At 66.9% G+C, this 27,000-nt stretch carries 25 protein-coding genes and 1 pseudogene; 11 read left to right on the forward strand and 15 right to left on the reverse strand.

From position 1 onward, the window contains the following. Positions 1–47: 47 nt before the first annotated feature. The 10 genes from BIWAKO_RS31550 to BIWAKO_RS31595 form a co-directional block, all read right to left on the reverse strand. Entirely contained in the window at positions 48–971 is a 924-nt protein-coding gene (locus BIWAKO_RS31550) for a carbohydrate ABC transporter permease (protein WP_069881998.1), read from the reverse strand. A gap of 2 nt (positions 972–973) precedes the next feature. Further along, positions 974–2,161 (reverse strand): ABC transporter ATP-binding protein, encoded by a 1,188-nt coding sequence (locus tag BIWAKO_RS31555; protein WP_069881999.1) that lies wholly within the window; start codon positions 2,159–2,161, stop codon positions 974–976. A 75-nt stretch (positions 2,162–2,236) separates the two neighbouring features. Then, the gene (locus tag BIWAKO_RS31560; protein WP_069882000.1) at positions 2,237–3,058 is read right to left on the reverse strand and encodes a metallophosphoesterase family protein; all 822 of its coding nucleotides are present in this window, start codon (positions 3,056–3,058) and stop codon (positions 2,237–2,239) included. A gap of 259 nt (positions 3,059–3,317) precedes the next feature. After that, positions 3,318–4,160 (reverse strand): IclR family transcriptional regulator, encoded by an 843-nt coding sequence (locus BIWAKO_RS31565; protein WP_069882986.1) that lies wholly within the window; start codon positions 4,158–4,160, stop codon positions 3,318–3,320. A gap of 101 nt (positions 4,161–4,261) precedes the next feature. Further along, positions 4,262–5,467 (reverse strand): amidohydrolase/deacetylase family metallohydrolase, encoded by a 1,206-nt coding sequence (locus BIWAKO_RS31570; protein WP_069882001.1) that lies wholly within the window; start codon positions 5,465–5,467, stop codon positions 4,262–4,264. A gap of 1 nt (position 5,468) precedes the next feature. Next, positions 5,469–6,341, reverse strand: a complete 873-nt coding sequence (locus BIWAKO_RS31575) for an ABC transporter permease (RefSeq protein ID WP_069882002.1) — start codon at positions 6,339–6,341, stop codon at positions 5,469–5,471. After that, positions 6,341–7,282, reverse strand: a complete 942-nt coding sequence (locus BIWAKO_RS31580) for an ABC transporter permease (protein WP_069882003.1) — start codon at positions 7,280–7,282, stop codon at positions 6,341–6,343. Before BIWAKO_RS31580 ends, BIWAKO_RS31575 begins: the two co-directional genes overlap by 1 nt. A gap of 62 nt (positions 7,283–7,344) precedes the next feature. Beyond that, positions 7,345–8,868, reverse strand: coding sequence for an ABC transporter substrate-binding protein (locus tag BIWAKO_RS31585; protein WP_069882004.1), 1,524 nt, complete (start codon positions 8,866–8,868; stop codon positions 7,345–7,347). Between the two features lie 263 nt (positions 8,869–9,131). After that, positions 9,132–10,373 (reverse strand): flavin monoamine oxidase family protein, encoded by a 1,242-nt coding sequence (locus BIWAKO_RS31590; RefSeq protein WP_069882005.1) that lies wholly within the window; start codon positions 10,371–10,373, stop codon positions 9,132–9,134. Beyond that, a complete protein-coding gene (locus tag BIWAKO_RS31595; protein ID WP_069882006.1) occupies positions 10,370–11,959 on the reverse strand; it encodes a cation:proton antiporter in 1,590 nt (529 codons plus the stop codon). Before BIWAKO_RS31595 ends, BIWAKO_RS31590 begins: the two co-directional genes overlap by 4 nt. Before the next feature lie 247 nt (positions 11,960–12,206). Between BIWAKO_RS31595 and BIWAKO_RS31600 the strand changes: the two genes are divergently transcribed. The 4 genes from BIWAKO_RS31600 (at position 12,207) to BIWAKO_RS31615 (ending at position 15,804) form a co-directional block, all read left to right on the forward strand. Next, the gene (locus tag BIWAKO_RS31600; protein ID WP_084652088.1) at positions 12,207–13,604 is read left to right on the forward strand and encodes a metal-dependent hydrolase family protein; all 1,398 of its coding nucleotides are present in this window, start codon (positions 12,207–12,209) and stop codon (positions 13,602–13,604) included. 173 nt (positions 13,605–13,777) lie between these two features. Beyond that, positions 13,778–14,251 carry a VOC family protein gene (locus BIWAKO_RS31605; RefSeq protein WP_141740429.1) on the forward strand — a complete coding sequence of 158 codons (474 nt, stop codon included), beginning with the start codon at positions 13,778–13,780 and terminating at the stop codon, positions 14,249–14,251. Between the two features lie 391 nt (positions 14,252–14,642). Beyond that, positions 14,643–15,107 (forward strand): Rrf2 family transcriptional regulator, encoded by a 465-nt coding sequence (locus BIWAKO_RS31610; RefSeq protein ID WP_069882008.1) that lies wholly within the window; start codon positions 14,643–14,645, stop codon positions 15,105–15,107. Further along, entirely contained in the window at positions 15,097–15,804 is a 708-nt protein-coding gene (locus tag BIWAKO_RS31615; RefSeq protein ID WP_069882009.1) for a class I SAM-dependent methyltransferase, read from the forward strand. The genes BIWAKO_RS31610 and BIWAKO_RS31615 overlap by 11 nt, the downstream gene beginning before the upstream one ends. A 96-nt stretch (positions 15,805–15,900) precedes the next feature. Here the strand turns inward: BIWAKO_RS31615 and BIWAKO_RS36940 are convergent, their stop codons facing one another. After that, positions 15,901–16,332, reverse strand: a complete 432-nt coding sequence (locus BIWAKO_RS36940; RefSeq protein WP_244523705.1) for a hypothetical protein — start codon at positions 16,330–16,332, stop codon at positions 15,901–15,903. On the opposite strand from BIWAKO_RS36940, the gene BIWAKO_RS37215 reads away from it, so the two are divergent. Together BIWAKO_RS37215 and BIWAKO_RS37220 are read left to right on the forward strand one after the other, a co-directional pair. Continuing rightward, complete coding sequence (locus tag BIWAKO_RS37215) at positions 16,288–16,890, forward strand: aminotransferase class I/II-fold pyridoxal phosphate-dependent enzyme (protein WP_274533622.1); 603 nt, start codon at positions 16,288–16,290, stop codon at positions 16,888–16,890. The genes BIWAKO_RS36940 and BIWAKO_RS37215 overlap by 45 nt on opposite strands. Then, complete coding sequence (locus tag BIWAKO_RS37220) at positions 16,887–17,372, forward strand: aminotransferase class I/II-fold pyridoxal phosphate-dependent enzyme (protein ID WP_274533623.1); 486 nt, start codon at positions 16,887–16,889, stop codon at positions 17,370–17,372. Before BIWAKO_RS37215 ends, BIWAKO_RS37220 begins: the two co-directional genes overlap by 4 nt. A 48-nt stretch (positions 17,373–17,420) precedes the next feature. Here BIWAKO_RS37220 and BIWAKO_RS31630 read toward each other — a convergent pair whose 3' ends face one another. Beyond that, positions 17,421–18,008, reverse strand: coding sequence for a LysE family translocator (locus BIWAKO_RS31630; protein WP_069882012.1), 588 nt, complete (start codon positions 18,006–18,008; stop codon positions 17,421–17,423). Between the two features lie 154 nt (positions 18,009–18,162). On the opposite strand from BIWAKO_RS31630, the gene BIWAKO_RS31635 reads away from it, so the two are divergent. The 3 genes from BIWAKO_RS31635 to BIWAKO_RS31645 all read left to right on the forward strand — a co-directional run bounded on the left by BIWAKO_RS31635 (position 18,163) and on the right by BIWAKO_RS31645 (position 20,993). Continuing rightward, positions 18,163–19,098 carry a LysR family transcriptional regulator gene (locus BIWAKO_RS31635; RefSeq protein ID WP_176733449.1) on the forward strand — a complete coding sequence of 312 codons (936 nt, stop codon included), beginning with the start codon at positions 18,163–18,165 and terminating at the stop codon, positions 19,096–19,098. A gap of 95 nt (positions 19,099–19,193) precedes the next feature. Continuing rightward, complete coding sequence (locus tag BIWAKO_RS31640; RefSeq protein WP_084652093.1) at positions 19,194–19,964, forward strand: class II aldolase/adducin family protein; 771 nt, start codon at positions 19,194–19,196, stop codon at positions 19,962–19,964. Between the two features lie 42 nt (positions 19,965–20,006). Beyond that, positions 20,007–20,993 carry a Bug family tripartite tricarboxylate transporter substrate binding protein gene (locus BIWAKO_RS31645; RefSeq protein WP_069882014.1) on the forward strand — a complete coding sequence of 329 codons (987 nt, stop codon included), beginning with the start codon at positions 20,007–20,009 and terminating at the stop codon, positions 20,991–20,993. 184 nt (positions 20,994–21,177) lie between these two features. Here the strand turns inward: BIWAKO_RS31645 and BIWAKO_RS31650 are convergent, their stop codons facing one another. Then, the gene (locus BIWAKO_RS31650; RefSeq protein ID WP_069882015.1) at positions 21,178–22,191 is read right to left on the reverse strand and encodes an aldo/keto reductase; all 1,014 of its coding nucleotides are present in this window, start codon (positions 22,189–22,191) and stop codon (positions 21,178–21,180) included. Positions 22,192–22,303: 112 nt separating this feature from the next. On the opposite strand from BIWAKO_RS31650, the pseudogene BIWAKO_RS36950 reads away from it, so the two are divergent. After that, positions 22,304–22,587: pseudogene (locus BIWAKO_RS36950) on the forward strand (type 2 periplasmic-binding domain-containing protein); the annotation flags it as partial. A gap of 159 nt (positions 22,588–22,746) precedes the next feature. Here BIWAKO_RS36950 and BIWAKO_RS31655 read toward each other — a convergent pair. Then, the gene (locus tag BIWAKO_RS31655) at positions 22,747–25,326 is read right to left on the reverse strand and encodes an AMP-binding protein (protein ID WP_069882016.1); all 2,580 of its coding nucleotides are present in this window, start codon (positions 25,324–25,326) and stop codon (positions 22,747–22,749) included. A gap of 515 nt (positions 25,327–25,841) precedes the next feature. Between BIWAKO_RS31655 and BIWAKO_RS37225 the strand changes: the two genes are divergently transcribed. Continuing rightward, positions 25,842–25,964 carry a hypothetical protein gene (locus BIWAKO_RS37225; protein WP_274533607.1) on the forward strand — a complete coding sequence of 41 codons (123 nt, stop codon included), beginning with the start codon at positions 25,842–25,844 and terminating at the stop codon, positions 25,962–25,964. 88 nt (positions 25,965–26,052) lie between these two features. On the opposite strand, the gene BIWAKO_RS31665 is transcribed toward BIWAKO_RS37225, so the two are convergent. Further along, positions 26,053–26,994, reverse strand: coding sequence for a LysR family transcriptional regulator ArgP (locus BIWAKO_RS31665; protein WP_069882018.1), 942 nt, complete (start codon positions 26,992–26,994; stop codon positions 26,053–26,055). Between the last annotated feature and the right edge of the window lie 6 nt (positions 26,995–27,000).

The raw sequence follows: 27,000 nt of genomic DNA on the forward strand, positions 1-27,000 counted from the left end.
CGGATGCACGGGCGTGACGGCGGCGGGGGCAAGCGCGGGAGCAGCCATCAGTAGTGCACCTTCTTGTCGAGGCCGAAGGTCTGCACGGCCGAGAAGACGAGGATGAAGGCGAGGAAGATGAAGGTCAGCGCCGCGGCATAGCCGGTGTGGAAATACTGAAAGCCCTCGAGATAGATGTTGTAGAGCAGGACCTCGGTGGAGCCGACCGGGCCGCCGCGCGTCATCACCGCCACCGTGTCAAAAATCTTGAAGGCGGTGATCATCGTGGTGACGAGCACGAACATCGTCGTCGGCCCGAGCAGCGGCCAGGTGATGGTGAGGAAGCGGTCGATGCCGCTGGAGCAGCCATCGATATCGGCCGCCTCGTAGAGATCGCGCGGGATCGCGGTCAGCCCGGCGAGGAACAGGATCATGTTGAAGCCGAGCAGCTGCCAGATGCCGATCACGGCCAGCGTCGCCAGCGCCGTCGACGGCTCGCTCAGGAAGGCGACCGGAGCGAACCCCAGCCATTTCAGGAGGCCGTTGACCGGGCCGAGCGAGGGGTGGAGGAGGAACTGCCAGACGGTCGCCATCGCGATCAGCGTCGAGGTCACCGGCAGGAAATAGATCACCTCGTAGAAGGAGCGGCTGCGGCGGCGCCGATGCACCATGACCGCGATCAGCAGCGCGCCGAAGACGCCGCCCGGCACGACGATGGCGACATAGAGCAAGGTGTTGACGACGGAGCGCCGGATGATCGGATCGTCCAGCGCCTTCTGGAAATTGGCGAGGCCGACCCAGTCCATGTCGACGCCGCCGAACTCGTAATTGGTCAGGCTGAGCAGCATCAGCACCGCAAGCGGCAGCAGGATCGTCAGCAGCAGCAGGATGAAGGCCGGCAACGCGAAGCCAAGCCCGGTCAGCCGCTCGATCAGCGCCCGGTGGCGGGCGACGGGGGCGAAAGCGGCGGGCGATGCAAGGGCAAGCGTCATGCTCAGGCCCTCAGCGGCACGACGGAGGCGCGGAGACTGCCCTGCCCGCGCGGCTCGAGCCTGTCGCCATCGGCATCGAAGATGTGGCTTGCGGCTTCGTCAAAGCCGAGCGTGACCTCGGCCGCTTCGTTGACGCCGGCGGCGATCGCGGGGCTCGCGCGCATGGTCACGCCCGCCGCATCGCGCCCGGCGAGATCGAAGTGCAGGATATATTCGGAGCCGAGGTTCTCCTTGCGCCTGAGGCGCGCGGAGAACCAGGCGCGGCCTGCGCCGGCCGGCTCGCCATGGACGAGCGTCAGCGCCTCCGCGCGGATGCCGAGCGTGACCGCCTGCCCCGCCGCCCGCGCCACCGCGAGCGCCATCGGCCGGCCAAAGAGTTCGAGGCGGCCGGCGGTGCCGACCGTTGCGGGCAGGAGGTTGATCGCCGGGCTGCCGATGAACTGCGCGACCTTGAGCGAAGCCGGCTTCTCATAGAGCTGCGAGGGTGTGCCGAGCTGCAGGATCGCCCCTGAATCCATCATCGCGACGCGGTCCGACATCGTCATCGCCTCGACCTGGTCATGCGTGACATAGATGAAGGTCGCGCCCAGGCGCTTGTGCAGCTCCGCCAGCTCGGTGCGCATATGGACGCGCAGCTTGGCGTCGAGATTGGACAGAGGTTCGTCCATCAGGAAGACATCGGGGCTGCGCACCATGGCGCGCCCGAGCGCGACGCGCTGGCGCTGGCCGCCCGAGAGCTGCGCCGGCTTGCGGTCGAGCAGATGGCCGAGCTGGAGCTGGGCCGCGACCGCGTCGACATCCGTCATGATGCCGGCCATCGCCTTGCGCCTCTGCCCCGAGAGCAGGCGGAGCAGCGGCAGGCGCTGCCAGAGCTTCAGCCGCGCCATCATCAGCGGCAGCGCGATATTCGCCCGCACGCTCATATGCGGGTAGAGCGCATAGGACTGGAAGACCATCGCGACGCGCCGCTCATGCGGGCGCAAATAGTCGACGCCGTTGCCGCCAATGGCGACGCTGCCGGAATCCTGCTGTTCCAACCCGGCGATGATCCGGATCAGGGTCGATTTTCCGCAGCCGGAGGGGCCGACCAGCGTCAGGAATTCGCCATCGGCAATGTCGAGATCGACCCCGCCGAGCACTTTTGTGGTCCCAAACGCCTTGGCGATGGAAGACAGCGCGACTGTGGCCATGTCGTTCGCCTCTTGAACCGTGAGGGATGGCGGGGCGGTGTCGAAGGCGGCCGCGAGGCGCGGCCGACGGTATCGTCAGGCGGCGCGTGGCGGGTAGACCTCGTGGATCACATCGTCGATCCAGAGCGTTGTCAGCGCGGGAATCTCATGGATCGCGGCCGAAAAATCCCGGCCGTCGAAGCTGTAAGTGACGGCGCCGAGCGTGCTTGAGCCGGCCATGCCGGGCTGCAATTCGGGACCGACGACGAATCCCGAGGACGGTCCCCAGATGTAGCGCGTGCCCTCAACCATGAAATCATGGGCCCGGTGCAGATGGCCGCTGGCGACGAAGGCGACGTCATGGCGGCGCACGAGATCGAGCAGATGCGCCCGGGGCCTTGGCGGCACGCTCCAATAGCCCTTGTCGCCTTCATCGGGCGTCTCGACGAAGAGCGGCCGGTGCAGGAACCAGCCGAGACGGCGCCCTTGCGCGTCCGCAATCTCCTGCTCGAGCCAGGCGAGCTGGCGCGCTTCATCGGCCTCGTCGCTGCCGAACAGCATCGAGTTCAGGCCGATCAGCCGCCAGTCCTCGATATCGCGGCTCCAGAAATCCGCACCGAGATGACTGCGCCAGCGGGCGAGACGCTCTGCATTGACCGGCTGATGCGGGTGCCAGGCCTCGCCGACATCATGATTGCCGGGAATGCTCAGCACCGGCAGATCGAGCGCGTCCAGCAGCTCGCGGCAATGGCGCATATCCTCGTCGACATCGGCGCCATCGACCGTGACATCCCCGGTATGAATGACGAGGTCCGGCCCCTGCCCCGCCAGCCAGGCTCTCAGCGGCTCCCAGTTGCAGGCAAAATGCGGCTTGCCCGGGCTGAGATGGGTGTCGGAAATCTGCACGACCCGTTGCATTGTCCCCTCCCAAAGGGCGCTCCCGAAATCGGAAGCGGCCTGCCGCCGTCAGATGCGGGGCAGTGCGTTTGCAGTGGATCATACAAATGAATGTTTTATGACACAAATGTATTTTGCGGAGTCGTGGGAGTGGGCGGGCGGGCGTTATGCACGGAGTTGGAGCCGAGCGGTCGCCGCGGGTCTAGTTAACTGAGGGGGTAAAGGTGGGCATGAAACGCGCGGCGCATCTGTCAGGCGCGCCCCATGGCGCGAATGGCCTTCAATCGCTCTTCCGGCCAGCGGCGAATGGTCCGACGCGCCAGCCGAGCTTGTCCTCGATACGGTGCGCTGCCGTCTTCACCGCCTCGACGACATTCGAATGCTCCTCGTTGACGCGGAATTCGGGCAGGACGACCGAGACGGTGATCGGGCAGGCGCCGGCCTCGTCCAGCACTGGCGCGGCGATGCAGGCGACCGCATAGTCGGACTCGCCCGCCTGGATCGACAGGCCTGCGGCGAGCGCGTCGCTGGATTGGGCGAGCAGGATGGCGGGGTCGGTGACGGCGCGCCCGGTTGGCGAGGCCTTGGCGCTCCTCCGGAACAGGGCTGCCCGCTCCGCCTCGTCCAGGCCGGCGACCAGCAGGCGGCCGGAGGCGGTCCAGTTCAGCGGCACGCGCGTGCCGACGCGCGAGGTGATGACGAAATGCCCCGGGCCCTCGGCCATCGCCTCGACCACCATCATGCCGCCGTCGCGGCCGCAGATCTGGACGGTCTCGCCGACTTCGCGCGCCAGCACATGCATCTCATGCGTCGCGACGGTGATGACCTGGAGATCGCGCGCATAGGCGAGGCCATAATGGTAAAGCCGGGGCCCCAGCCAGACGCCGCCTTCGCCCGAGCGCGCCAGCAGGCTCTTGTCGAGCAGGTCCTCGACGATGGCGTAGACGGTCGATAGCGGCGCGCCTATCGCACGGGCGACCTCATAGGCGGTCTGGGCTCGCCCCTCCTGCTGGAGATGGTCGAGGATCTGCACGGCGCGGTCGATGCCGCTGACGCGCGAACGCCGCTGCCCGGTGCGCTCCGGCTCGGCTTCGTTCGGCTGCGCCGTCGTGGCTCTCGTCATGCCCGAGCTTTCGATATTTGCCGCGCGCTGATTCAACGGCGGCGCCCCGCTGCGGTTTCCGCCGGGGCCTTGCAAACCTCGCTGCCTTGCCAGCCGCATCGTCAACGCCAGGACAGGCCGTGGCTGTGCCGGACCAGCCGGCGCGGGCGCGGCACGTAGCGGCTGGCCGTGATCGCTTCTGCGCCGATCACCGCGTGGCGCGGCTCGAACAGCCGCGTCAGCCGCGAGACGTCGCCGTTCGAATCGGTCGCCTCGAGATCGCCGTCGACCAGATCGAAGATCGTGAAATCGGCCCTCTCGCCGATCGTGAGCCGGTCCGTCATCGCAAGCTTGATCACCGAGGCCGGGGCATGGGTCACCGCCTCGATGACGGCGTCGAAGGGCATGCCGACCGAGAGCAGTTTCGACATCGTCGTCGCGAGGTCCCAGACCGGGAAGTTCATGCAGCGGTTGTGCAGGTCCGTCGAGATCGAGAACGGCATCAGCCCGCGCTTGATCGCGGCTTCCGCCACCTTGAAGGAGAAGGAGGCGCCGCCATGCCCGATGTCGAGGCGGACGCCCCGCGCGGCGCAGCGCTCGGCGAGGGTGAAGAGGTCTTCGTCCTCCATCAGGCTCGATCCCGCCTTGCCGTTGAAGCAATGCGTGACGACGTCGCCCGGCCCCAGCGCCTCCAGCACCTCCTCGTAGAGGGCCGGCGGCTCGCCGACATGGACCATCATCGGCAGCTTCAGGATCTTGGCGATCTTCTTGCCAAGCTTGACCGGCGTCACGCCCCAGGAGCCGGTGATGACATGGCTCGCCCGGACCTTGATGCCGACGATATGCTCGCTGTTCTCCGCATAGCATTCGAGGATACGGTCGAGGTCGATGTCCTTGATGTCGCGTAGTTCCGACACGCGGTTGCAGGCGACGAGCCCGATCGAGCCGAGATTGAGGAAGGCCTTGATCCGCTCGCGCGCCGGCTCGATGACATATTCGCGGAAGCCGTGGAAATTTGCCTCGCCGGCCGAGCCCGCGTCGACCATGGTGGTGACGCCGCGCGCGGCCCCGCAATCGCTCGGCCTGAGCGAGATATCGGTGCCGCCATGCCAGACATGGACGTGCAAATCGACCCAGCCGGGCGAGACGAAGGCGCCCTTGCCGTCGACTCGCAGTGCGTCGGCCGGTGCTGCCAATGCCGGGCCGATCGCGCTGATGGTGCCATCGCCACCGACGAGGATGTCGGTCGCCGCGGCGGGAATCGCCGGTCCGAAGGCGACCGGCCTCACATTCGCGATGAGGAGAGGTTGGCGGGTCACAGACGTCATCTCAGAGATCCTTCCGCAGCCGCGGATCGAGGAGGTCGCGCAGGCCGTCGCCGACCATCTGCAGGGAGAGCACGGCGAGCACGATGGCGAGGCCGGGGAAATAGGTCATCCAATCCGCCTGGCCGATATATTGCCGGCCGGACGCGATCATCGTGCCCCAGGTCGGGACGTCGGGGCTGACGCCGAGCCCGAGGAAGGAAAGCCCTGCCTCGGCCAGCATGGCGCTGGCGAAAATGAAGGTGGCCTGCACCGTGATCGGCGAGACGATGTTCGGCAGGACATGCCGCATCATGATCCGGAAGGTCGTGTTGCCGCAGGCTCTAGCCGCCTCGACATAGGGCAGCTCGCGGATCACCAGGGTCGCTGCGCGGACGATGCGCGCCAGCCGCGGCGCATAGACGATCGCGAGCGCCACGATCACCGTCAGGAGCGAAGGTCCGAGCGCCGCGACCAGCGCGATCGCCAGGAGGATGTCGGGGAACGCCATCATCGCGTCGATCAGACGGGCCGTCGGCGTGTCCAGCCGCTTGAAGAACCCTGCCAGCAGCCCGAGCGTCACGCCGATCAGCGACGACAGGACGACGACGGCGGCGCCGACCGAGAGCGACAGGCGGCCGGCATAGAGCATCCGCGAGAACAGGTCCCGGCCGAATTCGTCCGTACCGAACCAGTAGGTCGCGGACGGCGGCTTCAAACGGTTGACGATGGAGAGCCGGCCCGGCGCATAGGGCGCGATCAGCGGCGCCAGCACCGCGAGCAGCACGAAGACGAGTAGGATCGCGAGGCCGATCGCCACCATGCGGCGCTTCATCAGCTGTCGCAGGAAGGCCCGGCCGCGGCGCGGCGCCAGCGCATCGGGTGTGAGGTCGACCATCAGTAGCGCACCCTTGGGTCGACCAGCAGGTAGAGCATGTCGATCGCGAAATTGATCAGGACGTACAGGCCGGCGATCACGAGCAGCGCGCCCTGGATCACCGGATAGTCGCGCCGCAGCACGGCCGAGACCACGAGGTTGCCGACTCCCGGCAGGCCGAACACCGTCTCCGTCACGACCGCACCCGAGATCAGCACGGCAGCGGTCAGCCCGAGCACGGTGAGGATCGGGATCAGCGCGTTCTTGAGCGCATGGGTGAGGATGACCGTCTGCTCGCCGAGGCCCTTCGCACGCGCCGTGCGGATATAATCGTCGCCGAGCACGTCGAGCATCGAGGCGCGGGTGAAGCGCATGATCAGTGCCGAGGAGACGAGCCCGAGCGCGACCGCCGGCAGGATCAGGTGCCGGATCCGTTCGATCAGGCTCGTATCGGGGCCGCCATAGCCGGAAACCGGCAGGATCTGCAGGCGCACGGCAAAGATCTGCATCAGGATCAGCCCGAGCCAGAAGCCGGGAATGCTCGCGCCGAGCATGGCAAGCGTCGTCGCCGCCTGGTCGATGAAGGAGCCGCGCCGATAGGCGGCGTAGATGCCGACGGGCAGCGCGATGACGCTGGCGATGGCCAGAGACAGCAAGGTCAGGAAGAAGGTCGGCTCGGCCCGCTCCAGCAGCGCGGAGGTCACCGGCATGTTCAGGAAGATCGACTGGCCGAGATCGCCGCGCAGCAACTGCCCGACATAGAGCACGTATTGCGAGAGGATCGAGCGATCGAGCCCGAGCCTGCTGCGCAGATCCGCGACGTCCTGCGCCGTCGCATCGGGGCCGAGCATCACCGCGGCGGGATCGCCGGGCGTGACGCGCACGATCACGAAGACGATCGTGACCACGAGCAGCATGACCGCGAGCATGCCGGAGATGCGTTGAAGGATGTAGCCGACCATGGCCCGCCCGCCTCGTTGCTTGCCGACCGGCCGTGATCACACGACCGGTCGGCACTGGGGGATCACTTCTTCAGGGTGACGTTCCAGAAATAGGGCCAGGGCGCCGGCACGACCCCGTCGAGCTTCGCGGATTTCGCGGAGAGCGCGTTGAAGTCACCGATCTTGATGAAGGGCACCTCGTCATAGATCGTCTTCTGCACATTCGCCCACAGCACGGCGCGCTTCGCCGGGTCGGCTTCGGAGGTGAAGGCGTCGACGGCGGCCTTGCGGGCAGGCGTGTCCCACCAGCCGGGCGAGCTGGTCGACAGCGAACCGATCAGCGCCGGCTCCGGCAGGAAGGGGCTGTGGGTGATGTAGATCTCCCATAGGGCCTTGTCGGTCCGCCGCTGGGTCAGGGTCGCCCAGTCGACGACCTGCATGTCGATGGTGAAGCCGGCGAGCTTCAGATACTCGGCCGCGACCTGCGCCATCTTGTAGTGGAACTCGTACTGGCGGCTGGTCAGGATGCGGATCGGCTCGCCCTTGTACCCGGCCGCCTTGGCGGCGGCCTTCGCCTTTTCGGCATCGCCGATATTGTAGTTCCCGGCGACGCCGGCATCGGTGTGCCAGACATAGCCCGGCGGATAGATGTTGCCGTCGAGCGCGTAGAACTCCTTGCTGCCGAACGCCGCGGCCAGCATGTCCTCCATGTTCAGCGCCGTACGGATCGCCTTGCGGACCGCGAGGTTCTTCGCCGCGCCCTCGGCGGTGTTGAAGATGAAGACGGGATAGCCGAAGGGTTTCAGCAGGACGGGCTGCGAGGCCGCCCCCTTCAACCGGTCGATGGATTCCACCGGAATGGAATCGACATAGGCGTATTGGCCGGAAACGGCCGACTCGACACGGGTGTTCGGATCCGGGACCGGCACGAAGCGGACCTCGTCCAGCAGGGCGCGCCGCGCGCCGCCATAGCCGTCGCCCTGGCCGTCGCGCGGCTTGTAACCGGCGAAGCGGACGAGCTGGATGTACTGATCGGCCTTGCGCTCCTTCAGCATATAGGGGCCCGTCCCGATGAACTCCTTCATCGGGTCGCTCTGCTTTTTCGCCGGGATGATGATCGCGGCCGAGTTGTTGAAGGCGAGCAGCGAGGTCAGCGGTGCGTAGGGCTGTTTCAGCGTGATCACCAGCGAAGCCGGGCCGGCGGCTTCGACGCTCTCGATGAAGCCCGCCGCCTGCTTTCCGCGCGAGGCGAGCTTCATCCAGCGCTGCAGCGAGGTGACCGCATCCTCGGCCGTCAGCGCGGAGCCATCATGGAATGTGACGCCCGGCCGCAGCGCGATGGTGTAGCGCTTGCCGTCGTCGCTGATCGCGGGCAGCGCGTCCGCGAGCAGCGGTGTCACCTTCCAGTTCTTGTCGAATGTGTAGAGCGTCTCGAAGACATGCTGGGTGATCGTGCCGACGAGATCGGCGGTCGACACCATCGGGTCCATGGTCGGCGGCTCGCCGACGGTCGCCACCGTGGCAATGCCGCCCGTCTCTTGTGCGAGGGCGAGCGACGGTCCGGTGAGCAGGCTGCAGGCGAGAAGGCATCCGAGCAGGCGTTTCATGATCCCTCACATTCTTTTATTATGTAATACTATGCCTTATAAGAGAATATCGGCCTGCAATGAATGTCAACGCGCGGCGCCGACCGCCGCGCCGTCATGGCTGGGCGGCTTGCAGATCTCGCCCGTGCCGCTGCACGCGTCGGGCTCGCGCCAGAAGCTACCGGGAGCTTGCCCCGATCTGGACGGGATGGACGGATGTGGTCGCCGATCACCGGCCATCTCAGCTCCACGAACTGTCAACGTCTTCCTGGGTTGGGCTGGGTTCAACCATCGCGCCGCCCGGAACGATGGCTGCTCAAAACAGCCTCCGCCATATCGAGGCCCGTCTGATACGCCCCATGCGCGGTCGAGAAATCATCCGTCGAACAGGCCTCGCCCGCGAAGAAGATGCGCTCGTCCCATGGCGTTGCGAGGACCGAGCGCGCCGCGGCGCAGCCTGGAAGCGCGTGGCTGTAGGAGCCCCTGATGAAGGGCGATTTCGCCCAGCGCGTCTGCGCCACCGGCTTCAGCCGGCGGCGGATGCCGGCACCGAACAGGCCGGCAAGCTCGTCTTGGGCGAAGGCGACCATGTCCTCGCGGCATTCGAGTTCGCGCGCCGCGGCGCCACAGATGAAGCCCTCGATCAAGGGGCGGCCGAACGGGCGCAAATGGTAGCTGCCGGTCTTCGCTTCACGCGGATTTCCCAGCACCTGCGTGTCCGGTTCCAGATCGTCCGGGCGGTCGAGCGCGAAAGAGACCTTGTCGGCGAGGCCGAGCGGCAGGCGCGAGGCCGCCTCGATCCGGTCGGCAAGCGCCGTCGGCAATTTGATGGCGCCTGAAGCCAGGACATCGGTCGAGACCGTGACGATCGCCGCCCCTGCCCTGATCGTGCCGGAGCCCGTGACGATGGCGAGTTGGGATTGGTCGGCCTGGATTGCCGTCACGGGCATGCCGAGCGAGATCGGCAGCCCGGATGCCGCCCTGGCGATGAGCGCGCCATAGCCCTCGATGACGCGCCAGTTCAGGCCCGTATCGGCGTCGGCGAAGGCGAGATAGTCGCGGATCGAGAGCGTCTCAAGGTCGGTTCCGTTGATATAGCTGCTGACCGCCTCGAGATAGGGATTCCAGGTGCCCCCCTCCTCCAGCAGGTCGGCGGCCCGGTCAGTGCCGGCCGGAGCCTGGCGCAGGCGCTGCTCGAAGCTGGCGAAGGCGGCGCGGGCCGCCATCTGATCGGCGGCGGGGAAGCCCAGATTCCTGAACTGGCGCCCCCAGGGCGGCAGCGTCCTGTCGATGCTGAAGCCGAGGTCGGGCGCCAGCGCGGTCCAGGGGTTCCGGTCGGCGGAGTGCAGCCAGCCGCAGCCGAGATCGATCGGCAAACCGCCATGGCGGATGGTCCAGGCGCGGCCACCGACCCTGTCGCCGGCCTCGATGACGATGAGCGACAGGCCGGCTTCGCCAAGCCGTCGCGCTGCCGCGATCCCGGCAGCGCCCGCGCCGACCACGACGACATCGACTTCCGCGCTCATTCGACCGTCCTTGCTGCTGCGCCCAGTTCCAGCCAGTCGAGCTCTTCCTCGAGCCGATGAAAGGCATCGTCGCCGATCGTGCCGTCGCCTCGCAGTTCAAGCGCCTTGTCGCGCGCCGCGGCGAGTGCATCGCGCCTGAGCTGGTTCTGCGTGGTATCGAACTCGTCGCTGTCGCGCGTCTGCGCGAGCATGTCGTCATATTCGCGGCGCACCGCCAGCGCGGCCTCCGACGGCGCATCGCCGATCGTTGCGATGGCTGCCTTGAGGGCGAGTTTTCGCGCCATGCGGAATTCGCGCTCGACCGGGCGGTCGTCCCGCGGAGACAGCCGGCGCAGCAGCAGCGGCAGCGTCAGCCCCTGGATCAAGAGCGTCCCGACCACGACGGTGAAGGCGCAGAGCAGGATCAGGTCGCGGTGGGGAAAACCGCCCGGCAGGGCATAGGCGGCCGCGAGCGTGACGATGCCGCGCATGCCGCACCAGGCGATGATCAGGCCGTCGGAACCCGCCGTTGACGCCGGACGCGTCCCGTCCTTCGCGCCGTCAGTCTTGGCGCCCTCGGTCCTGGCGCCCTCGGTCTTGACGCTCTCCGTGGCCCGGCGCGTCAGTTTCGCGATCGCCTGATAGGTCATGACCCAGCTCAGGCGCACGATGATGACGGTCGCCAGGACGGCCAACGCGACGACGGGAAAGGCGCCGATCTCACGCGGGCTGAGATTGGCGAGGATCGGCCGCAATTGCAGGCCGATCAGCACGAAAGCCAGGGTCTGGAGCACGAAGACGGTCGTCTCCCAGACCGCATAGGACGGGATGCGAAGGCTCGCGCTGGTGCGGGCGGGTGCGGTGCGCGCAATCACCATGGCATAGACGACGATGGTGATGATGCCCGACAGATGCAGCCGCTCCGCCAGGATCCAGACTCCGAATGTCGTGATGAACTGCAGGATGATGGCGCTTGGCGGATCCTTGAACGCACTGAGGAACCGGACCAGCGCCCAGCCGAGAAATGCGCCGAGGGCGATGCTGCCGATGACGACGAGGCCGAAGGTCGGCAGCGCCGAGGTTGGCGAGAAGCCGCCGGCGACGGCTGCGCCCACAGCGAGGCGATAGATCAGCAGCGCGGTCGCGTCGTTGAGGAGGCTTTCGCCCTCCAGGATGACGAGGAGCCGATGCGGCGGGCGCAGGCGGCGCAAAACGGCGGTCGCTGCGACCGCGTCGGGCGGCGCGACGATCGCGCCGAGCGCCACGGCGGCAGCCCAAGGCAGATCCGGCACCAGCCAGCGGGCAACCGCGGCGACCGCGACCGTCGTCACCCCGACCGCGACGACGACGAGGCTGCCGACGGAGAGCCAGTTCCGGCGCAGGTCGCGCGGCGAGGTATCGAAGGCGGCATCGAGCAGGATCGGCGCGACGAACAGGGCCAGCACCAGCTCGGGATCGAGCGCGAGTTCCGGCGCATTCGGAATGAAGGCGAGCGCCGTGCCGGCGACCGCGAGCACGACCGGATAGGGCACGCCGATGCGCCGCGCGCCCGCAGAGAGCAGGACCGCCCCCAGCATGATGGCCAGGATCGACTCGAAGAAGATCATCGCCGGATTTTGCGCGGGGCCGCTGGCATTGTCGATTGGCGCGCCAATCAGATGGGAGGAAAGACCGATTGCAGGAGGCGGACCGCAGGATGAGCGCGGCCGTGGCCGTCACGAACGTGTCTTCACGCCCCGCCCTGTCGCTGCGCACAGCCTGCCCCTGGCTGATGACCGGAGCGTCATGATGGGCGCGCGCCACCTGGCAGTATGCATCCGGGCTCTCCTGGGATACGCCTTTAAGCCTGCTTGCATGGCGTTCCCCCATCTGGCTTCGGGAGGTTGCAGCGTGGCACTTTTGACCCGACGGCGCTTTGTCGCCTCTCTTCCGGCTCTGGCCTCTTGCCTGGCATCTCCGCTGCGCGCGCAGGTCGGCTCCCCGACAGGCACCGGCACGACGCTGTTCCAGGACGTCCGCATCTTCGACGGGACGGGCAGCGGGCTCTCGGCACCGTCGCAGGTGCTCGTCCGCGGCAATCTGATCGAGCGCATCTCGGCGGCGCCGCTCACTGCGGAGCCCGGCACCGTGGTCATCGCGGGCGGCGGGCGAACGCTGATGCCGGGGCTGACCGACATGCACTGGCACGCGATGCTGGTGCGCTCGACGCCGTCGCAATCGCTCTTCGGCAATCTCGGCTTCAATTATCTGACGGCCGGCGCCGAGGCGACCGAGACCCTGATGCGCGGCTTCACCACGGTCCGCGACATGGGCGGCCCGTCCTTCGGCCTCAAGCAGGCCATCGATGGCGGCGTGCTGCCCGGGCCCCGCATCTATCCCTCAGGCGCAGTCATCACGGTGACCAGCGGGCACGGGGATTTCCGCCAGCTGACCGACCTGCCGCGGGCGCCGGGCTCACTGTCGCGGATGGAGCAGGTCGGCGGCAGCATGGTCGCCGACAGCCCCGACGAGGTGCGCATGCGCGTCCGGGAGCAGCTGATGCAGGGCGCCTCCCAGATCAAGCTGACGGCAGGCGGCGGCGTCGCCTCGCCGTTCAGCCCGCTCGATGTCTCGACCTTCACCGCAGACGAACTCCGCGCCGCCGTGGAGGCCGCCGAGAACTGGGGGACCTATGTCACTGTGCACGCCTACACGCCGGCGGCGATCACCCGCGCGATCTCCGTCGGGGTGAAATGCATCGAGCACGGGCACCTGATGGACGAAGCGACGGCGCGGCTGATCGCGGAAAAGGACATCTGGCTGAGCACGCAGGCTTTTCCGGACGAGATGGCGGAGGTCTTTCCGCCGGGCTCGGGCGAGCGGGCCAAGGCCTATGCCGTATTCGCCGGCACGGAAAAGACCTTCGAGCTGGCGAAACGATACAAGCTCAAGCTCGCCTTCGGGACCGACATCCTGTTTTCGCCACAGCTCGCGAAGCGGCATGGCGAACTTCTCGCCAAGTGGACGCGCTGGTTCACCCCCGCAGAAACCCTGGCCACGGCGACCGGCACGAATGCCCGGCTGCTGGAATTGTCCGGCCTGCGCAATCCCTATCCGGGAAAACTCGGCGTGGTTGCGCCCAACGCACTGGCCGATCTGCTGCTTGTCGACGGCAATCCGCTCGAGAACATCAATCTCGTCGCTGATCCGCACCGGTCTTTCGTCGTGATCATGAAGGACGGCAAGATCTACAAGAATGCGCTGTCGGGCTGACGGCCTAAGGCGGCCTGATGCCGCCATAGCCTTTCCTGCCCTGCTGGCGGAACCACGATGGGGCCAGCGCATTCCAAGGTCGTGGGGGATTTTTGACGAACCGTGAACCGCCTGCGTCTTCGTGGAAACCAGGCCGGAATTGGCCGTGAACAGCGAAAGGACAAGCCGTGACGATCGCCAAGAACACGATCTGCCTCTGGTACGACAAGGACGCCGAAGCGGCCGCCCGCTTCTATGCCGAGACCTTTCCGGACAGCGCAGTGGGTGCCGTCCACCACGCCCCGACTGATTTCCCCTCCGGCAAGGCGGGCGACGTGCTGACGGTCGACTTCACCGTCGCCGGCATCCCCTGCCTCGGCCTGAATGGCGGCCCGGCGTTCAAGCATAACGAAGCCTTCTCGTTCCAGATCGCCACCGACGACCAGCAGGAGACGGACCGCTACTGGAAGGCGATCATCGGCAATGGCGGGCAGGAAAGCGCCTGCGGCTGGTGCCGGGACAAATGGGGCATCTCCTGGCAGATCACGCCGCGCGTGCTGACCGAGGCGATGGCGGCCGGCGGCGAGGAAGCGAAGCGCGCCTTTACCGCGATGATGACCATGAAGAAGATCGACGTCGCCGCGATCGAGGCGGCACGGCGCGGCTGAGGGTTCCCGGGGTTGATTCCGGCAGACCAGGAGCGCCGCCGGGGTGCCATGCGAGCGCGCCCGGCGGAAACGAAAACGGCCCCGCATCACTGCGGAGCCGTCTCCCGTCGGGAGCTCACGCGGGGAGCTCGACCTTGGATGCCGCAGGTCTGACCAAGCAGGTCAGGAGCGAGCGGCCCGACTGCCTTACGACCTTCTGCTGCGCCGGGCCAGCGCCATAGCCGGCCACGATGCCGCAGTTGACGCCGCAGAGCTTCTCGTTTCCCCGCAGCGGTCGGTCGCCGCTCTGTCCCCGGCGACGGCACGTCCTGACGGTCGTCGGGGCCGCGCCCCTGCCCTGTCCGAGCGGAGGCTCTTGACGCCGCCCCAGTCACGCAACATATGAAGTTACATGAATCGCGACAGTCGTTTGTCCGGGGTGCTGCACGTGCTGCTGCACATGGCGGAGCAGAACAGCCCGGTGACCTCGGAGGCGCTAGCGCGGATGATGCGGACCAATCCCGTCGTGATTCGCCGGATCATGTCAGGCTTGCGCGACCAGGGCTATGTCCGCTCCGAGAAGGGGCATGGCGGCGGCTGGACGATCGCCCGCGAGCTCGCCGAGATCACCTTGCGCGACATCTATGACGGCATCGGCTCGCCCGCCCTCTTCGCCATCGGCAACCGCAGCGAGGCGCCGGCCTGCGCCGTCGAGCAGGCGGTCAATGCGGCGCTCGATGGCAGCCTGCGCGAGGCGCAGGCGCTGTTGCTGGCCTCGTTCGAGACCGTGACGCTCGCAGCCTTGAGCGCGAATTTCCGTGAACGCCTGGCGCAACGCGCGCCGCTCCAGCCCGGAGACTCCAGCTGTGTCGACTGAACTTGCGGCTCGCGAAGAGCCCTTCCTCAAGAATTTCTCCGATCCCGAAGCGGTCGCGCGCTATGCGGAGGGGCCGCGGCGCTTCGTGCCCGGCCTGGACGCGCTGCACCGGATGACTGGCCTGCTGCTGGCAGAAAGCGCGCCTGACGATGCGAAGGTGCTGGTGCTTGGGGCCGGCGGTGGCAGCGAGATCCGAGCGCTTGCAGAGACACATCCGGGCTGGAGCTTCGTCGGGGTCGATCCGGCAGCCGAGATGCTGCGCCTCGCCGAACGCACGCTGGGGCCGCTGATGGACAGGGTGACGCTGGTCGAGGGCTATATCGACGATGCGCCGGCCGGGCCCTTTGACGCGGCGACCTGCCTGCTGACGCTGCATTTCCTTGCAGCAGTCGAACGCGAGCGGACGGTGCGCGAGATCCACGCCCGGCTTCGTCCCGGCGCGCCCTTCGTTGCCGCGCATGCGAGCTTTCCCCAGGGCGCCGACGAACGCGATACCTGGCTCGATCGCTACGCCGCCTACCCGATCGCGTCCGGCGCAGATCCCGAGCAGGTGCAGCGCGCCCGCGCGGCCGTCGCGGCCAGCCTGCAAAGCTTCAGCCCCGAGCAGGACGAGGCGATCCTTCGGGCCGGCGGCTTCGCCAATGTCAGCCTGTTCTATGCGGCCTTCACCTGGCGCGGCTGGATCGCCAACGCCTGAGGGGCGGGCAGCCGCCGGTTTCCTGCCGGCAGCATCTCAGGCAGCGCAGCCGCTTCGTGCCTGCCGGCTGCGTCCGCGAATTCACGTAAGCGCAGCCTAGCCCCACAGGCTCTTGCAATGACTGGCAAAAAACCCGCCGGACATCCCCCAGGCGGGTGATGTATTTCGGCGGCCCTTGCCGAGACTGGTGCGACCAAAGTCAAACCGTTTCGCTGGATTTCGAATGCCCGAGTACATTTCGACGAGGTGCGGTTCTCCTCGATCGCTGACCACTTCGATGCCAATCAATGCGATCTCGTTTCTCGCTGGAAAGCCGTAGGCCAGTGGTTCGTGGAGCGCGGAGGCGTCGGCCTGGACCCCTATCAGAAGGTGGTGACAGGGCCGGTCGGTCCGAATGTGGAAGGCCTTCTCCGCGACGGAACGCCGATCGCCGGGGTCAATTTCGCAAGCCAGGACTATCTGTCCCTCGCATGCCATCCGGCGATCGTCCAAGCGGCAAACCAAGCGATCGAGCGGTTTGGAGTTCACAGCGCCGGATCCGCAGCCCTCATGGGGAACACGTCGCTCTCGGTCGCACTGGAAGCGCGTATTGCCAGCCACCTTGGCTACAAGTTCTGTACCCTCTTTCCCATCGGCTGGGCCGCGGGCTACGGCGTCATCAAAACGCTCGTTCGCGAGACGGATCATGTCGTCATCGATATCCTCGCCCATGCCTGCCTGCAGGAGGGAGCAAGGGCCGCAACCGCGAATGTCAGCCGTTTCGCTCATCTATCGACCGCGGCCGTAGGGAAACGCCTGAAGCGGATTCGCGAAAACGATCCGAGGGCCGGCATTCTGGTCGTCACCGAGACCTTGTTCTCGATGGACAGCGATACGCCCGACATCGCCGCGCTCCAGGCCCTTTGCCGGGATTATGGAGCGACATTGCTCGTCGATTGCGCGCATGATCTCGGCGCCCTCGGCGAGCGCGGGCGCGGTGTCTTCCAGGCCCAGGACATGGTCGGCAAGGTCGACATCCTGATGGGTCATTCTCCAAAACATTCGCCTCCCCGGGCGGGTTTATCGCCTGCAACGAGGAAAGCCTGAAGTTCGCGCTACGGTCGAGTTGCGGGCCGTCGACCTTCACCAATGCGATGACACCGATCCAGGCGGCCGTCATCGACGCCGCGCTCTCGATCATCGACAGCCCCGAAGGCGGCGAGCGGCGGGCTCGCCTCTTGTCCAATGTCGCTCTGCTCCGCGACAGGCTCGCCGCCGAGGACTTCCTGGTCCTGGGTCAGCCGAGCGCGATCGTGCCCGTCATTCTCGGGAATGCCTCGGTCTCGCGGCTGATGACGAGATACGCGGCCGAGGAAGGCGGAATCGTCAATCTGGTCGAGTATCCGGCGGTTGCGCGCAATGCCTGCCGCTGGCGCATGCAGGTGATGGCCGATCACGCAGAGAACCACATCGATTCCATGGTCGAGATTGCCGTTTCTGCAAGGAAGCGAGCCCTTGCCCATGAGGAGGCCCTCGCCGCTTTCGACGATGCCTGGGCTTACGGGTTGCCGGAACCTGCCTTGAGCTGAATGCAGGGGCCAAGCGCGCACGCCGCCGGCTTTCGCAGAAGCCCCCCGTCAAAGCGAAACCAGGGTCCGCGCGGCCATCATGCTTGCCAGCAGACCAAGCACGGCCGCGCTGGCGCGATAGCCGATCCTGGCCTTGGCCGGGTCCTGCAGACTGCGCTGCAACGTGCTGCCGAGCAGCACCCAGCCGAAGCCGATCGCGACGATCTCCGCCGACAGCACGGCGAGCCACGGCAGCAGCGCCGAGAACCCTGCAGGGGCGGCGGGCAGAAGGGTGAAGGCGAAGATGAGCCCCTTCGGATTGAGCAGTGTCGTCAGGAACACGCGGACGAAGGTGATCGAACGGCCCTGAGCGAGAGGCAGGCTGCTGCGCTGCCAGAGCGCCGTCGCGAGGTAGACCAGATAGAGCGCAACGACAGCCTGGAGCGCCGTTGCGACGATCGGCAGGGATGCGATGAACGGTCCCAGGGCCAGGCGCAGGATGGCGATCGCCAGGAGATAGCCGAGGAGTTCGGCTGCAAGCAGAGCGGCGGACCGGCGCCAGCCGATCTCCGCGCCCGAGGTCGCGAGAAGCGTATTGGTCGGTCCCGGCGTCGCCAGAAGCGAGGCACAGACCGCGATGAAGGCCAGCAAGCTCATGCCGAGTTGATGCCGCAGGCAGGCCCTCCCCGCCTTGATCTCGATCAGATTCCTGCGGTCCGCCCAGGCCGCCGCGCAAATGCGGCAGACTCGTCAGAGCAAGCGCCTTCGTGGCAGGGTTCGCCGTCCGAAGCAGCCGATCACGGAGCGGGCGTTGAACCTCCGCCAACTCACCTATTTCGTCCGTGTGGTTGAGGCCGCCAATATGACGCGCGCGGCCGATGAGCTGCGGATCGCGCAACCGGCGCTTGGCATGCAGATCAAGCAGCTCGAGGAAGGGCTTGGCGTCACGCTGCTGACGCGCCATTCGCGCGGCGTCTCCCCGACGGCCGCCGGCGAGAAGCTGTTCCGGCGCGCCGTCGAGATCCTCGACCTCGTCGCGCTGACGCGCCGCGAACTGCGCGAGGACGCGCGCGAGGCCGTGCGCTTCGGCCTGACCCCGAGCCTGATGCAGATCATCGGCGCGGAGCTGCTGCTGCGGGTCTCGGAGCGCGCGCCTGACCTCGCCATCAGCCTGACCGAAGAGATGAGCCATCTTCTGGTCGACAGCCTGCATCGGGCCGAGCTCGACCTGATCCTGGCCTATGAGGTTCCGGACGCACCCGGCTGCTGGAGGCGCGCGCTCTACCAGGAAGACCTCGTTCTCGTCACCGCGACGGGAGACCGGGACACGGCGCCGATCAGCTTCACCGAGGCTCTCGCCCACCCCCTCATCCTGCCGGAGCCGCGCGATGGCGTGCGCTCCCTCGTCGAGAAGACCGCCACCGAACATGGGCTCGTCCTCCGGCTCGCACATGAGGTCCGTTCGATTTCCGGCATCAAGACGCTGGTCGCACGCGGGCCTGCGGCCGGCATCCTGCCCTATGGCACCGTGCTCGCGGAGGTCGCGGCCGGGACCTTGTCGGCCCGCCCGATCGTCGCACCGGTCCTCAGGCGCACGCTTTATCTCGCAGGCTCCCGCAAGGCCGGGCAGCTTGCCGCGCTCCCGATCATCCGCGACGCCGTTACTGCGGCGATGACGACGCTGTCAGCGGCGGTGATCGGGTTGGGGCACCCGCTACCGGCCGTCGAGCCACAGCAAAACGCTTAGCGCTGACCTAAGCGCTTCGCATTGGATTTCGCCCGGCAGAATGAGTGAACCTGCGTCAGTCGCGCAGATCCGCGCATTTCAATCGAGGGCGTCCCATGCTGTCGAATGCGCCTGCCGGGACCAGCGAGGCTCCGCTCCAACAGTTTTCCCCGGAGCGGGATGCAGTGATCGCCGAGATCGTTCTCGCGAGCCGCATTCTCGCCCGCGAAGGCATCGTCGACAGTTTTGGACATGTCTCGGCGCGCCATCCCGATCGCAGGGACCATTACCTGATGCCGAGGACCCGTGCGGCCGAGCTGGTCACACCTGAGGATGTGCTCGCCTTCGACCGCGAGGATGCCCTCGTCTCGGTGACGCAGGCCCGCATCTTCGCCGAACGCAGCATCCATGGCGCGATCTACCGCGCACGCCCGGATGTGCAGGCCATCTGTCACCACCATGCCCCGGCGATGATGCCGTTCTGCACGAGCGATGCCGCACTCGTTCCCGTCTTCCATCTCGGGGCGACCATGGGCGCAACGGTGCCGCTCTGGGACAGCCAGGATGAGTTCGGCGACACGAACCTGATCGTCTCGTCGCAGGCGCAGGGAGATTCGCTTGCGCGTGCCCTTGGGTCGAACTGGACCGTGCTGATGCGCGGCCACGGCGCCACCGTCGCAGGCCGCTCGCTCCGCGAAATGACCTTTCGGGCGATCTACGGCGCCCGCAACGCCGAGGTTCAGCTGAAGGCTGCCCAGCTCGGCACGGTTCGCCGACTGACGGCCGCTGAAGCGTTTTCCGCGGCCGAATTCAACCTGACGCCCTTCGCCATGGACCGCGCCTGGGAGCAATGGACCCGGCATGTCGACGCGCCCACGCCATTCTGAGCACCGACCCAACGACACCGAACAACTGGATGGGAGGTCACCATGTCCGAGCCGATGTCTCGCCGCGCCGCTCTGGCTCTCCTCGGTGCGGGGTCCCTCGCCCTGCCGGCGATCGCCCAGAACCAGACCGGCTATCCCGCCAGGCAGATCCTGCTGATCGTGCCCTACCCGGCCGGAGGCGCGGTCGATCTCGCCGCGCGGCTCGTCGCCGAGAAACTGCGGGTCGAATTCGGCCAGCCGGTCGTCGTCGAGAACCGGCCCGGCGCCAACGGCATGGTCGGGGCAGCCGCCGTCGCGCGGGCGGAGCCTGACGGCTACACGCTGCTGATGGCGCCGCGCGAGGTCTTTGGCATCAACCCGATCCTGATGCCGCAGCAGGCACTCGATGGGAAACGGGACTTCGCCCATGTCGGGGTGGTCGCGACGGGCCCCTATGTGCTGGTCGTCAATCCCGCACTCGGCGTCACCAGCTTCGCCGAATTCGTCGCCCTCGCGAAGCAACGCGAGCTGCCCTATGCCAGCTTCGGCAAGGGCAGCATGGCCCATCTCAACATCGAGGCGCTGGCGCGCAGGCTCGGGGTCAAGATGGTGCATGTGCCCTATCGCGGTGCGCCGCCGGCCGTCACAGCGGTGGCGACGGGCGAAGTCGCGCTGACCATCTCCACGCCGCCGGCCGCGATTTCCCTCATGCAGGACGGAAAGCTGAAGGCGCTCGCCGTTGGCAACGCGCGCCGACTGCGCGACATGAGCGAGGTGCCGACGATGACGGAACTCGGCCTCTCCGATGATCCGCTGATCCCGAATTTCTTCGGCCTCGTTGCCCCCGCCGGGACTCCAGCGCCGATCGTCGAGCGCCTGAATGCGGCCGCCGCGCGCGCGATCATGGCGCCCGATATCGCGACAAGGCTCGCCGCCAGCGGGCTCGACCCCGCTCCCGGCTCCCCCCAGGACATGGCGCGCCTGGTCAACGGGGACATCGAGCGTTTCGGCCGGCTGATCCGCGAACTGGATATCAAGGTCACGGACTAGATCATCGGACAGGAAATCGTATCCGATCAGATGACCTAACCCTTTGTGTTTTCATCAATTTTTCTTCGAACCGCGATCCACTTTTCGGGCTGATGCTCTAGATTTTTCACCCGGCGGGACGGCAGGCGTCGGCTGCCCGACATGCGCTTCTCAAGCGCGAGGCACATGACGAGTGATCCGCCGGTTACTCCGCGCCGGGCAATGGCGCGTCGGGATGGACCAGCCCGGCCTCCCGCAGCTCCCGCCAGAACGCGGCAGGCACCACCTCCTGCAGCGCAGCCCGGTCTTCGGCGATGCGGCTCGGCTGGCTGGCGCCGGGGATCACCGCAGCGACGGCGGGATTGGCGAGCGAAAACTGCAGGCCGGCCGCCTTCATGCTGACGCCGTGGCGATCGGCGATGGCCTTGATGCGCGCGACCTTGGCGCGGATCTCCGTCGTCATCGGTGCGTATTCGAAGTTCGGGCCGCCGACCAGGGCACCGGAGCTGTAGGGGCCGCCGACGACGATGCCGAGCCCGCGCTCGGTGACCAGCGGCATCACGCGCTGGAGGGCGCGCGCATGGTCGAGCAGCGTGTAGCGTCCCGCCAGCAGGAAGCCGTCTGGGCGCGGACCGTCGAGCCCGAGCAGCAGCTCGATCGGCTCCACCCGGTTGACACCGAGGCCCCAGCCCTTGATCACGCCTTCGTCGCGCAGCCGGTCGAGGGCCCTGAAGGCGCCCTTGCGCGACGCCTCGAACACGCCGAGCCATTCATCGCCGTAGAAATCCTGGGCGACATCATGGACCCAGACGATCTCGATGCGATCGGTCTTCAGTCGCTTCAGGCTGTCCTCGATGGATCGCAATGTTGCGGCCTCCGAATAGTCGTTCACGATCCTGTTGGGGCGGCCGTGCTTGAAGACCTCGCCCTTCTCGCCGAGGTCTCGCGCACTGACATCCTCGATCTCGTCGAGGATGACGCGGCCGACCTTGGTACTGATGACGTATTCATCGCGCGGCCGGCCATTGAGCGCCTCGCCCATGCGGATTTCGGCGAGGCCGGCCCCGTAAAAGGGAGCGTTGTCGAAATAGCGGATGCCGTCCTTCCAGGCAGCCTCGACCGTCGCGAGCGCCTCCTGCTCGGGAATGTCGCGGAACATGTTTCCAAGCGGGGCGGCGCCGAAGCCGAGCTTGCCCGGAAGAATACCCTTGAGTGACATGGTCTGATCCTTTCGTTGGAATACCCGGTCGCTTCAGTCAGGCAACCCGCAGAGCGTCGAGCATGAGCGCGCAGCGGTCCGCGGGGTCGGCAATCTTCGCATGGTATAGGATTTCGATCCGGCACAGGCGCAGCGGCTCGTGACCATCGCACCGAACAGCGATGTCGTTGCGCCCGGCATCAGGCTGCGCCTCATGCTCTGCGGCACCGATCTGGCCGAGACCGGCGTCATCTCCGGCACGGCTGCGATGGTGCTGGGTCGCATCCTCGCCCGCCGGACAACCTCGTCGTGCACCACCTGATGGATGCCGACCGCCCGGAGACCCCGGATTGCGTCTCCCGGGAGCGGTACGAACGGCTCAGGCATATGAACATGCTGCCGCCCGGCACGCTGCGCGCCCCTTTTCGCGCCGATGCTTTTTGGGCCCATTCGGCACGCCGATCGGCAACCCCGCTGGTGCGATCGGCCAGCGCCACATGAGGCCGGGATGCCTCGCCTGCTCCGATACCTTGAGAACGCCGCCGTTGCCGAGGGAAACGTCCACCGGAGGTTGCCCTATCCTCCGCTCGCCAGGAAGGCGTGCTCGATCAAGGGGCGGTTATGGGCGAGGTGCGGTTCAATCAGCATATCGAGATGCCCGCCGGCGATCGGGACCACGTTCAGATCGGTAAAGAGCTCGCCCCAGCCCAGATCTGACGGGGCGCCGGGCCGGCAGCATCGAAACAGGGTGGCGGCGATCGGTAGCGCGGTCTTCGGTTTCTCGCGCCAATGGTGGAAAGCGCGCATGCGCAGCACCTCCTCGAGCTCGAGGCGCAGAATGAAGCGTGGCCGGGCGAGGATCTCCCATTTCAACCGCTCGATGCCGCGGGCGAGCCGCGCCTCTGCGCCGAAACGGGCAAAGATCTTCGCGACGGCCCGCAACATCATGCGATCGATGGTCACCCGGTGCGCCCGGACGCGCTGCACCGTGCGGGCAATCGTCTCCGCGTAGCTGTCGTGCCCGGGGCCGATATTGGTGTCGAGGATTCCCAGGAAGGTGACCGACCGGCCCGCAGCGACAAGCGCGGAAGCGACCTCGAAGGCGACGCCGCCGCCCAGGGAATACCCGATGAGCTTCACATTGCCTTCCGGCTGGGCGTGTTTGATCTGATCGACGACGGCAGCCACCATCCGGGGTATCGTTCCCTGTCCAGCCAGCAGGTCTTTCAGGTTCTCGTAGCGCACGGCGACAACCCGGGCGGCCTTGCCCATCTCCAGCCCGAAGGCAGCAAGGCTTGGGCCGTAGCCGATCGATCCCGGCACGATGAACAGGACGGGCCGCGTGTCGGAGGAGACAGGCGGATGTCTGGTGGCCTCGTCGCCAGACGCGGCCCTGACGATATCGGCAAAACTCATGTCGATGGTGAACAGGTCCAGATCGAGTTCCCGCCCAAGAGCCTCCTCGAGTTCCATGACGAATTGCAGCAGCTTCAGGGAATCGCCACCCGCTTCATCCCAGCGGCTGCCTCCCGCTCCCTTGCGTTGGAGCATCCGCTCCCACAGGCTCCCAACCACCGCCTCGACAGCATCAGGGTTTCCCATCTGTCGGGCATCGCGAACATCATCGTTGTCCTTGGGCGGGCGCAGCGCGCGATCCAGCTCCCGCAGTCCGATGCTGTCGATCTTGCCGCCCCGAAGCCGTGGCAATTCGGCAAGACTATGCAGTCGCGTCGGATGGACAGCGGCCGGCAGCGCCCGCCTGATCAGTGCGCGCAGTTCAGGGATCAGGTCGGAGCCTGGCTGTTCCTCGGGAACGACAAAGGCCACCAGTTCGTTCGTGTCCGTCACGACCGCGACGGCGTCACGAATGCCGGGCGCGCGCCGCAGGACAAGTTCGAGTTCGGCCGGCTCGACCCGCCGTCCATTGATCTTGATCTGGCGCCCTTTACGTCCAACGATCCGCATCAAGCCGGTTTCGTCCACCGTGACGAGATCACCCGTTGCGAAGACCCGAAGCTGAGGATCGAGCAGGCTCTCCTGAAGCGGGAGATTTCTCCCGCGTTCCCAATATCCAAGGGCGACGTAGCTGCTGCGGACCAGCAGCTCGCCCTCCTCCCCCGGAGCAACCGGGTCTCCGTTCTCATCCACGACGGCATAGTCGACGCCGGGCAGGACGAAACCGACCGGAACCGTTGCACCGTGTTCCGGATAGTCCCTGGGCAGGAACCACTGTGTTCCCGTGCTCTCGGTCGATAAATAGCTGATCTGGATGAAGCAGGATTCCGGCACTGCCGCGCGGAGGCGATCGATATCGGCCCAGAGCACCCTTTCGCCGCCGACCCGCACGACGCGGAGCGAGGCAAACATGTCGGGCTGAGCACCATTCATCAAGACGCGCAGCAAGGCCGGCACGAGATAGGCGACCGTCACCCGCCACCTCTGGAAATGCTCGCGAACGGCGCGAATGCCGGCGCTCTCAACGTCCAGAAGATACAATGTCGCGCCGCAGAGCATCGGGGTCATCATTTCACGGCATCCCGCGATGGTCGCAGGCCCGGTGAGCGGCATGAAGACATCATCGGGGCCGATATGGCCGGCATTTACATATTGCTGCACGCGCTGGAGGAGCGCGCGCTGGCTGTTGACCACGCCCTTGGGCGTTCCGGTGCTGCCCGATGTGTAGAGAACGATGGCCGGCGCATCGACGGAGATCTGGGATGACGATGGCACGACGCTGCCAGGCGGCGCCTCCGCGAGACATTTTGCCGGGTCGATCCATCGCAGCCGCACCGCATCTGGCCAGTCCTGCGGTTCGCCAGCGCCGACCCTCACGATGGCCTTCAGGCCCGCATCCGCCGCAATGGCCGCCAGGCGCGGCACCGGGTCCCGCGGATTGAGCGGCACCGCAGGCCTGCCCGAGCGCATGGCGGCCAGCATGGCCACCGGGTACCAGAGGGCGTTGCCGAGAAGCAGTCCGACGGCCTCGCCGGGCACGACCGCCTCGGCGATGACAGCGGCCAGGATCTGGACCGCCTGCAGCAGTTCCTGAAAGGTCAGCGATGTCGTGCCGTCACTGAGTGCGAGCTTGTCTGCGTGCGTCTGGACAACCCGTTCCAGATGCTCGAATGCCGACACATCCGAGAAATCGTCGCTCATCCCTGCGAAGGGACGGTCCGTCGGGCCATCCCTGTCGAGGGCGCGCGCCGGTGCCCCCGCCCAGGTCACATCGTCCAGGATGACGTTTCGGGCGGTGGTTGCGTCCTGCGGCCTCCCATCATCTGGAATGGACCGCACGGCATGAGAAGGTGAACCTTCTGAACGTCGGCGCCCGATCGCTTCCAACATTGCCCCCATTGCTGACCGAGCTCTGCCGCATTCTGCGTGAGCCCGGGGGCGGCGGCATCGTCAGAACGAATGAACCCGGCAGGGGCCTGCTGGCGGGGTTGGTGCGCCCTCAAATCCTGTTCTGGAGTGTCGCCTCCCCGCCTTTCGCATCGGCTGTTCGCCAAGCGCCACGTCTCCCGCGGCCGGACGGACAGCCCGCATCGCATCGGCGCGCACTGCGCCCCTAGTAGGAGCGCTGGGGCGAAAGGCCGGTTGCCGTCGTCGTTTTCGAGCCCGGCAGCGCCTCTTACAGCGACGAAGAGCTGGAGGTCATCGTTCATATCCTGATGGGTGCGCGCGGCTATCTCAGCCGGCGCTATGCTTATGGCGAGAACGGCGTGAACCCCGTCCCCGAGCATGTCATCACGGCCTATGAAAGGCTGATGCGCTCAGGCCTGATCGCAGGGTAGGCCGCGAACGCCGCCGGCCGGCTGGATCATCATGCCGTGTTTGCATCGGCTTTACCGAAAACCGCGATCCACTTTTCGGGCCGATGCTTTAGGGCTGTCTGGATGGGCCGCTGCCCGGCCCGCGTCCTTCGTTTCCGGCCCTGGCCAGTTCCACCGCGCTGATCGAGCGGACGCAATGCGTCAGCCGGTCGAGCAGTCCCGCGGCCAGCCGCGTGCGCTGCCAGTACAGCGTGACGGAGATCGGCCGATGCGGCGGCAGTTGCACGAGGCGGCCGGCATCGAGATGCGGCGTCGCCAGCAGCAGAGGCGTCATCGACCAGCCCAACCCGGCCAGCGTCATGTCCAGCATGCCCTGGGTCGAAGGTGTCCAATGGACGGGGGGAGAAACCGGCGTCCCCCAGGACAGCCGCACCCAGCGCGCCTGCAATTCGTCGCGACGGTCGAAGCGCAGCATCGGCGCTCCCTGAAGGCTCGCAGCATCGACTCCGTCGGGGAAGAACCGGCTGATGAAGCCGGGACTGGCCGTCGCCACATAGTCGATGGCGCCGAGCGGATAGATCTTGCAGCCGGGAACGGGGGCGGGATCGGCCGTCACAGCCGCCAGGACCTCTCCCGTGCGCAGCCGCTCGGCCGTATGGGCCTCATCGTCCATGACGAGGTCGAGCATCGCACCGGTCTCGGCCGCGAACTGTGCCGCCGCCCGGGGAAACCAGGTGCTGACACTGTCGGCATTGACCGCGACCCTGACCGTGGTCGCGCCTGGCTCCTGAACCGCCAGTCCCGGCAGATCATGGACGACTTCGCTTTCGAGCAACCGAACCTGCTCGACATGGGCGCAGAGCTTGGCGCCGATCCCGGTCGGGCGACAGGGAACGCCGCGCGTCAGCAGGATCGCGCCGAGCCGCTCTTCGAGCCCTTTCACCCGCTGGGACACCGCCGATGGCGTGACCCCGAGCGCCATTGCGGCCTTCTCGAAGCTGCCCTCGCGGGCGACCGCGGCGACGGCCGCCAGGGACGCATAGTCCAGCATTAGCCT

The sequence above is a fragment of the Bosea sp. BIWAKO-01 genome (assembly GCF_001748145.1).
Classification (GTDB): domain Bacteria; phylum Pseudomonadota; class Alphaproteobacteria; order Rhizobiales; family Beijerinckiaceae; genus Allobosea.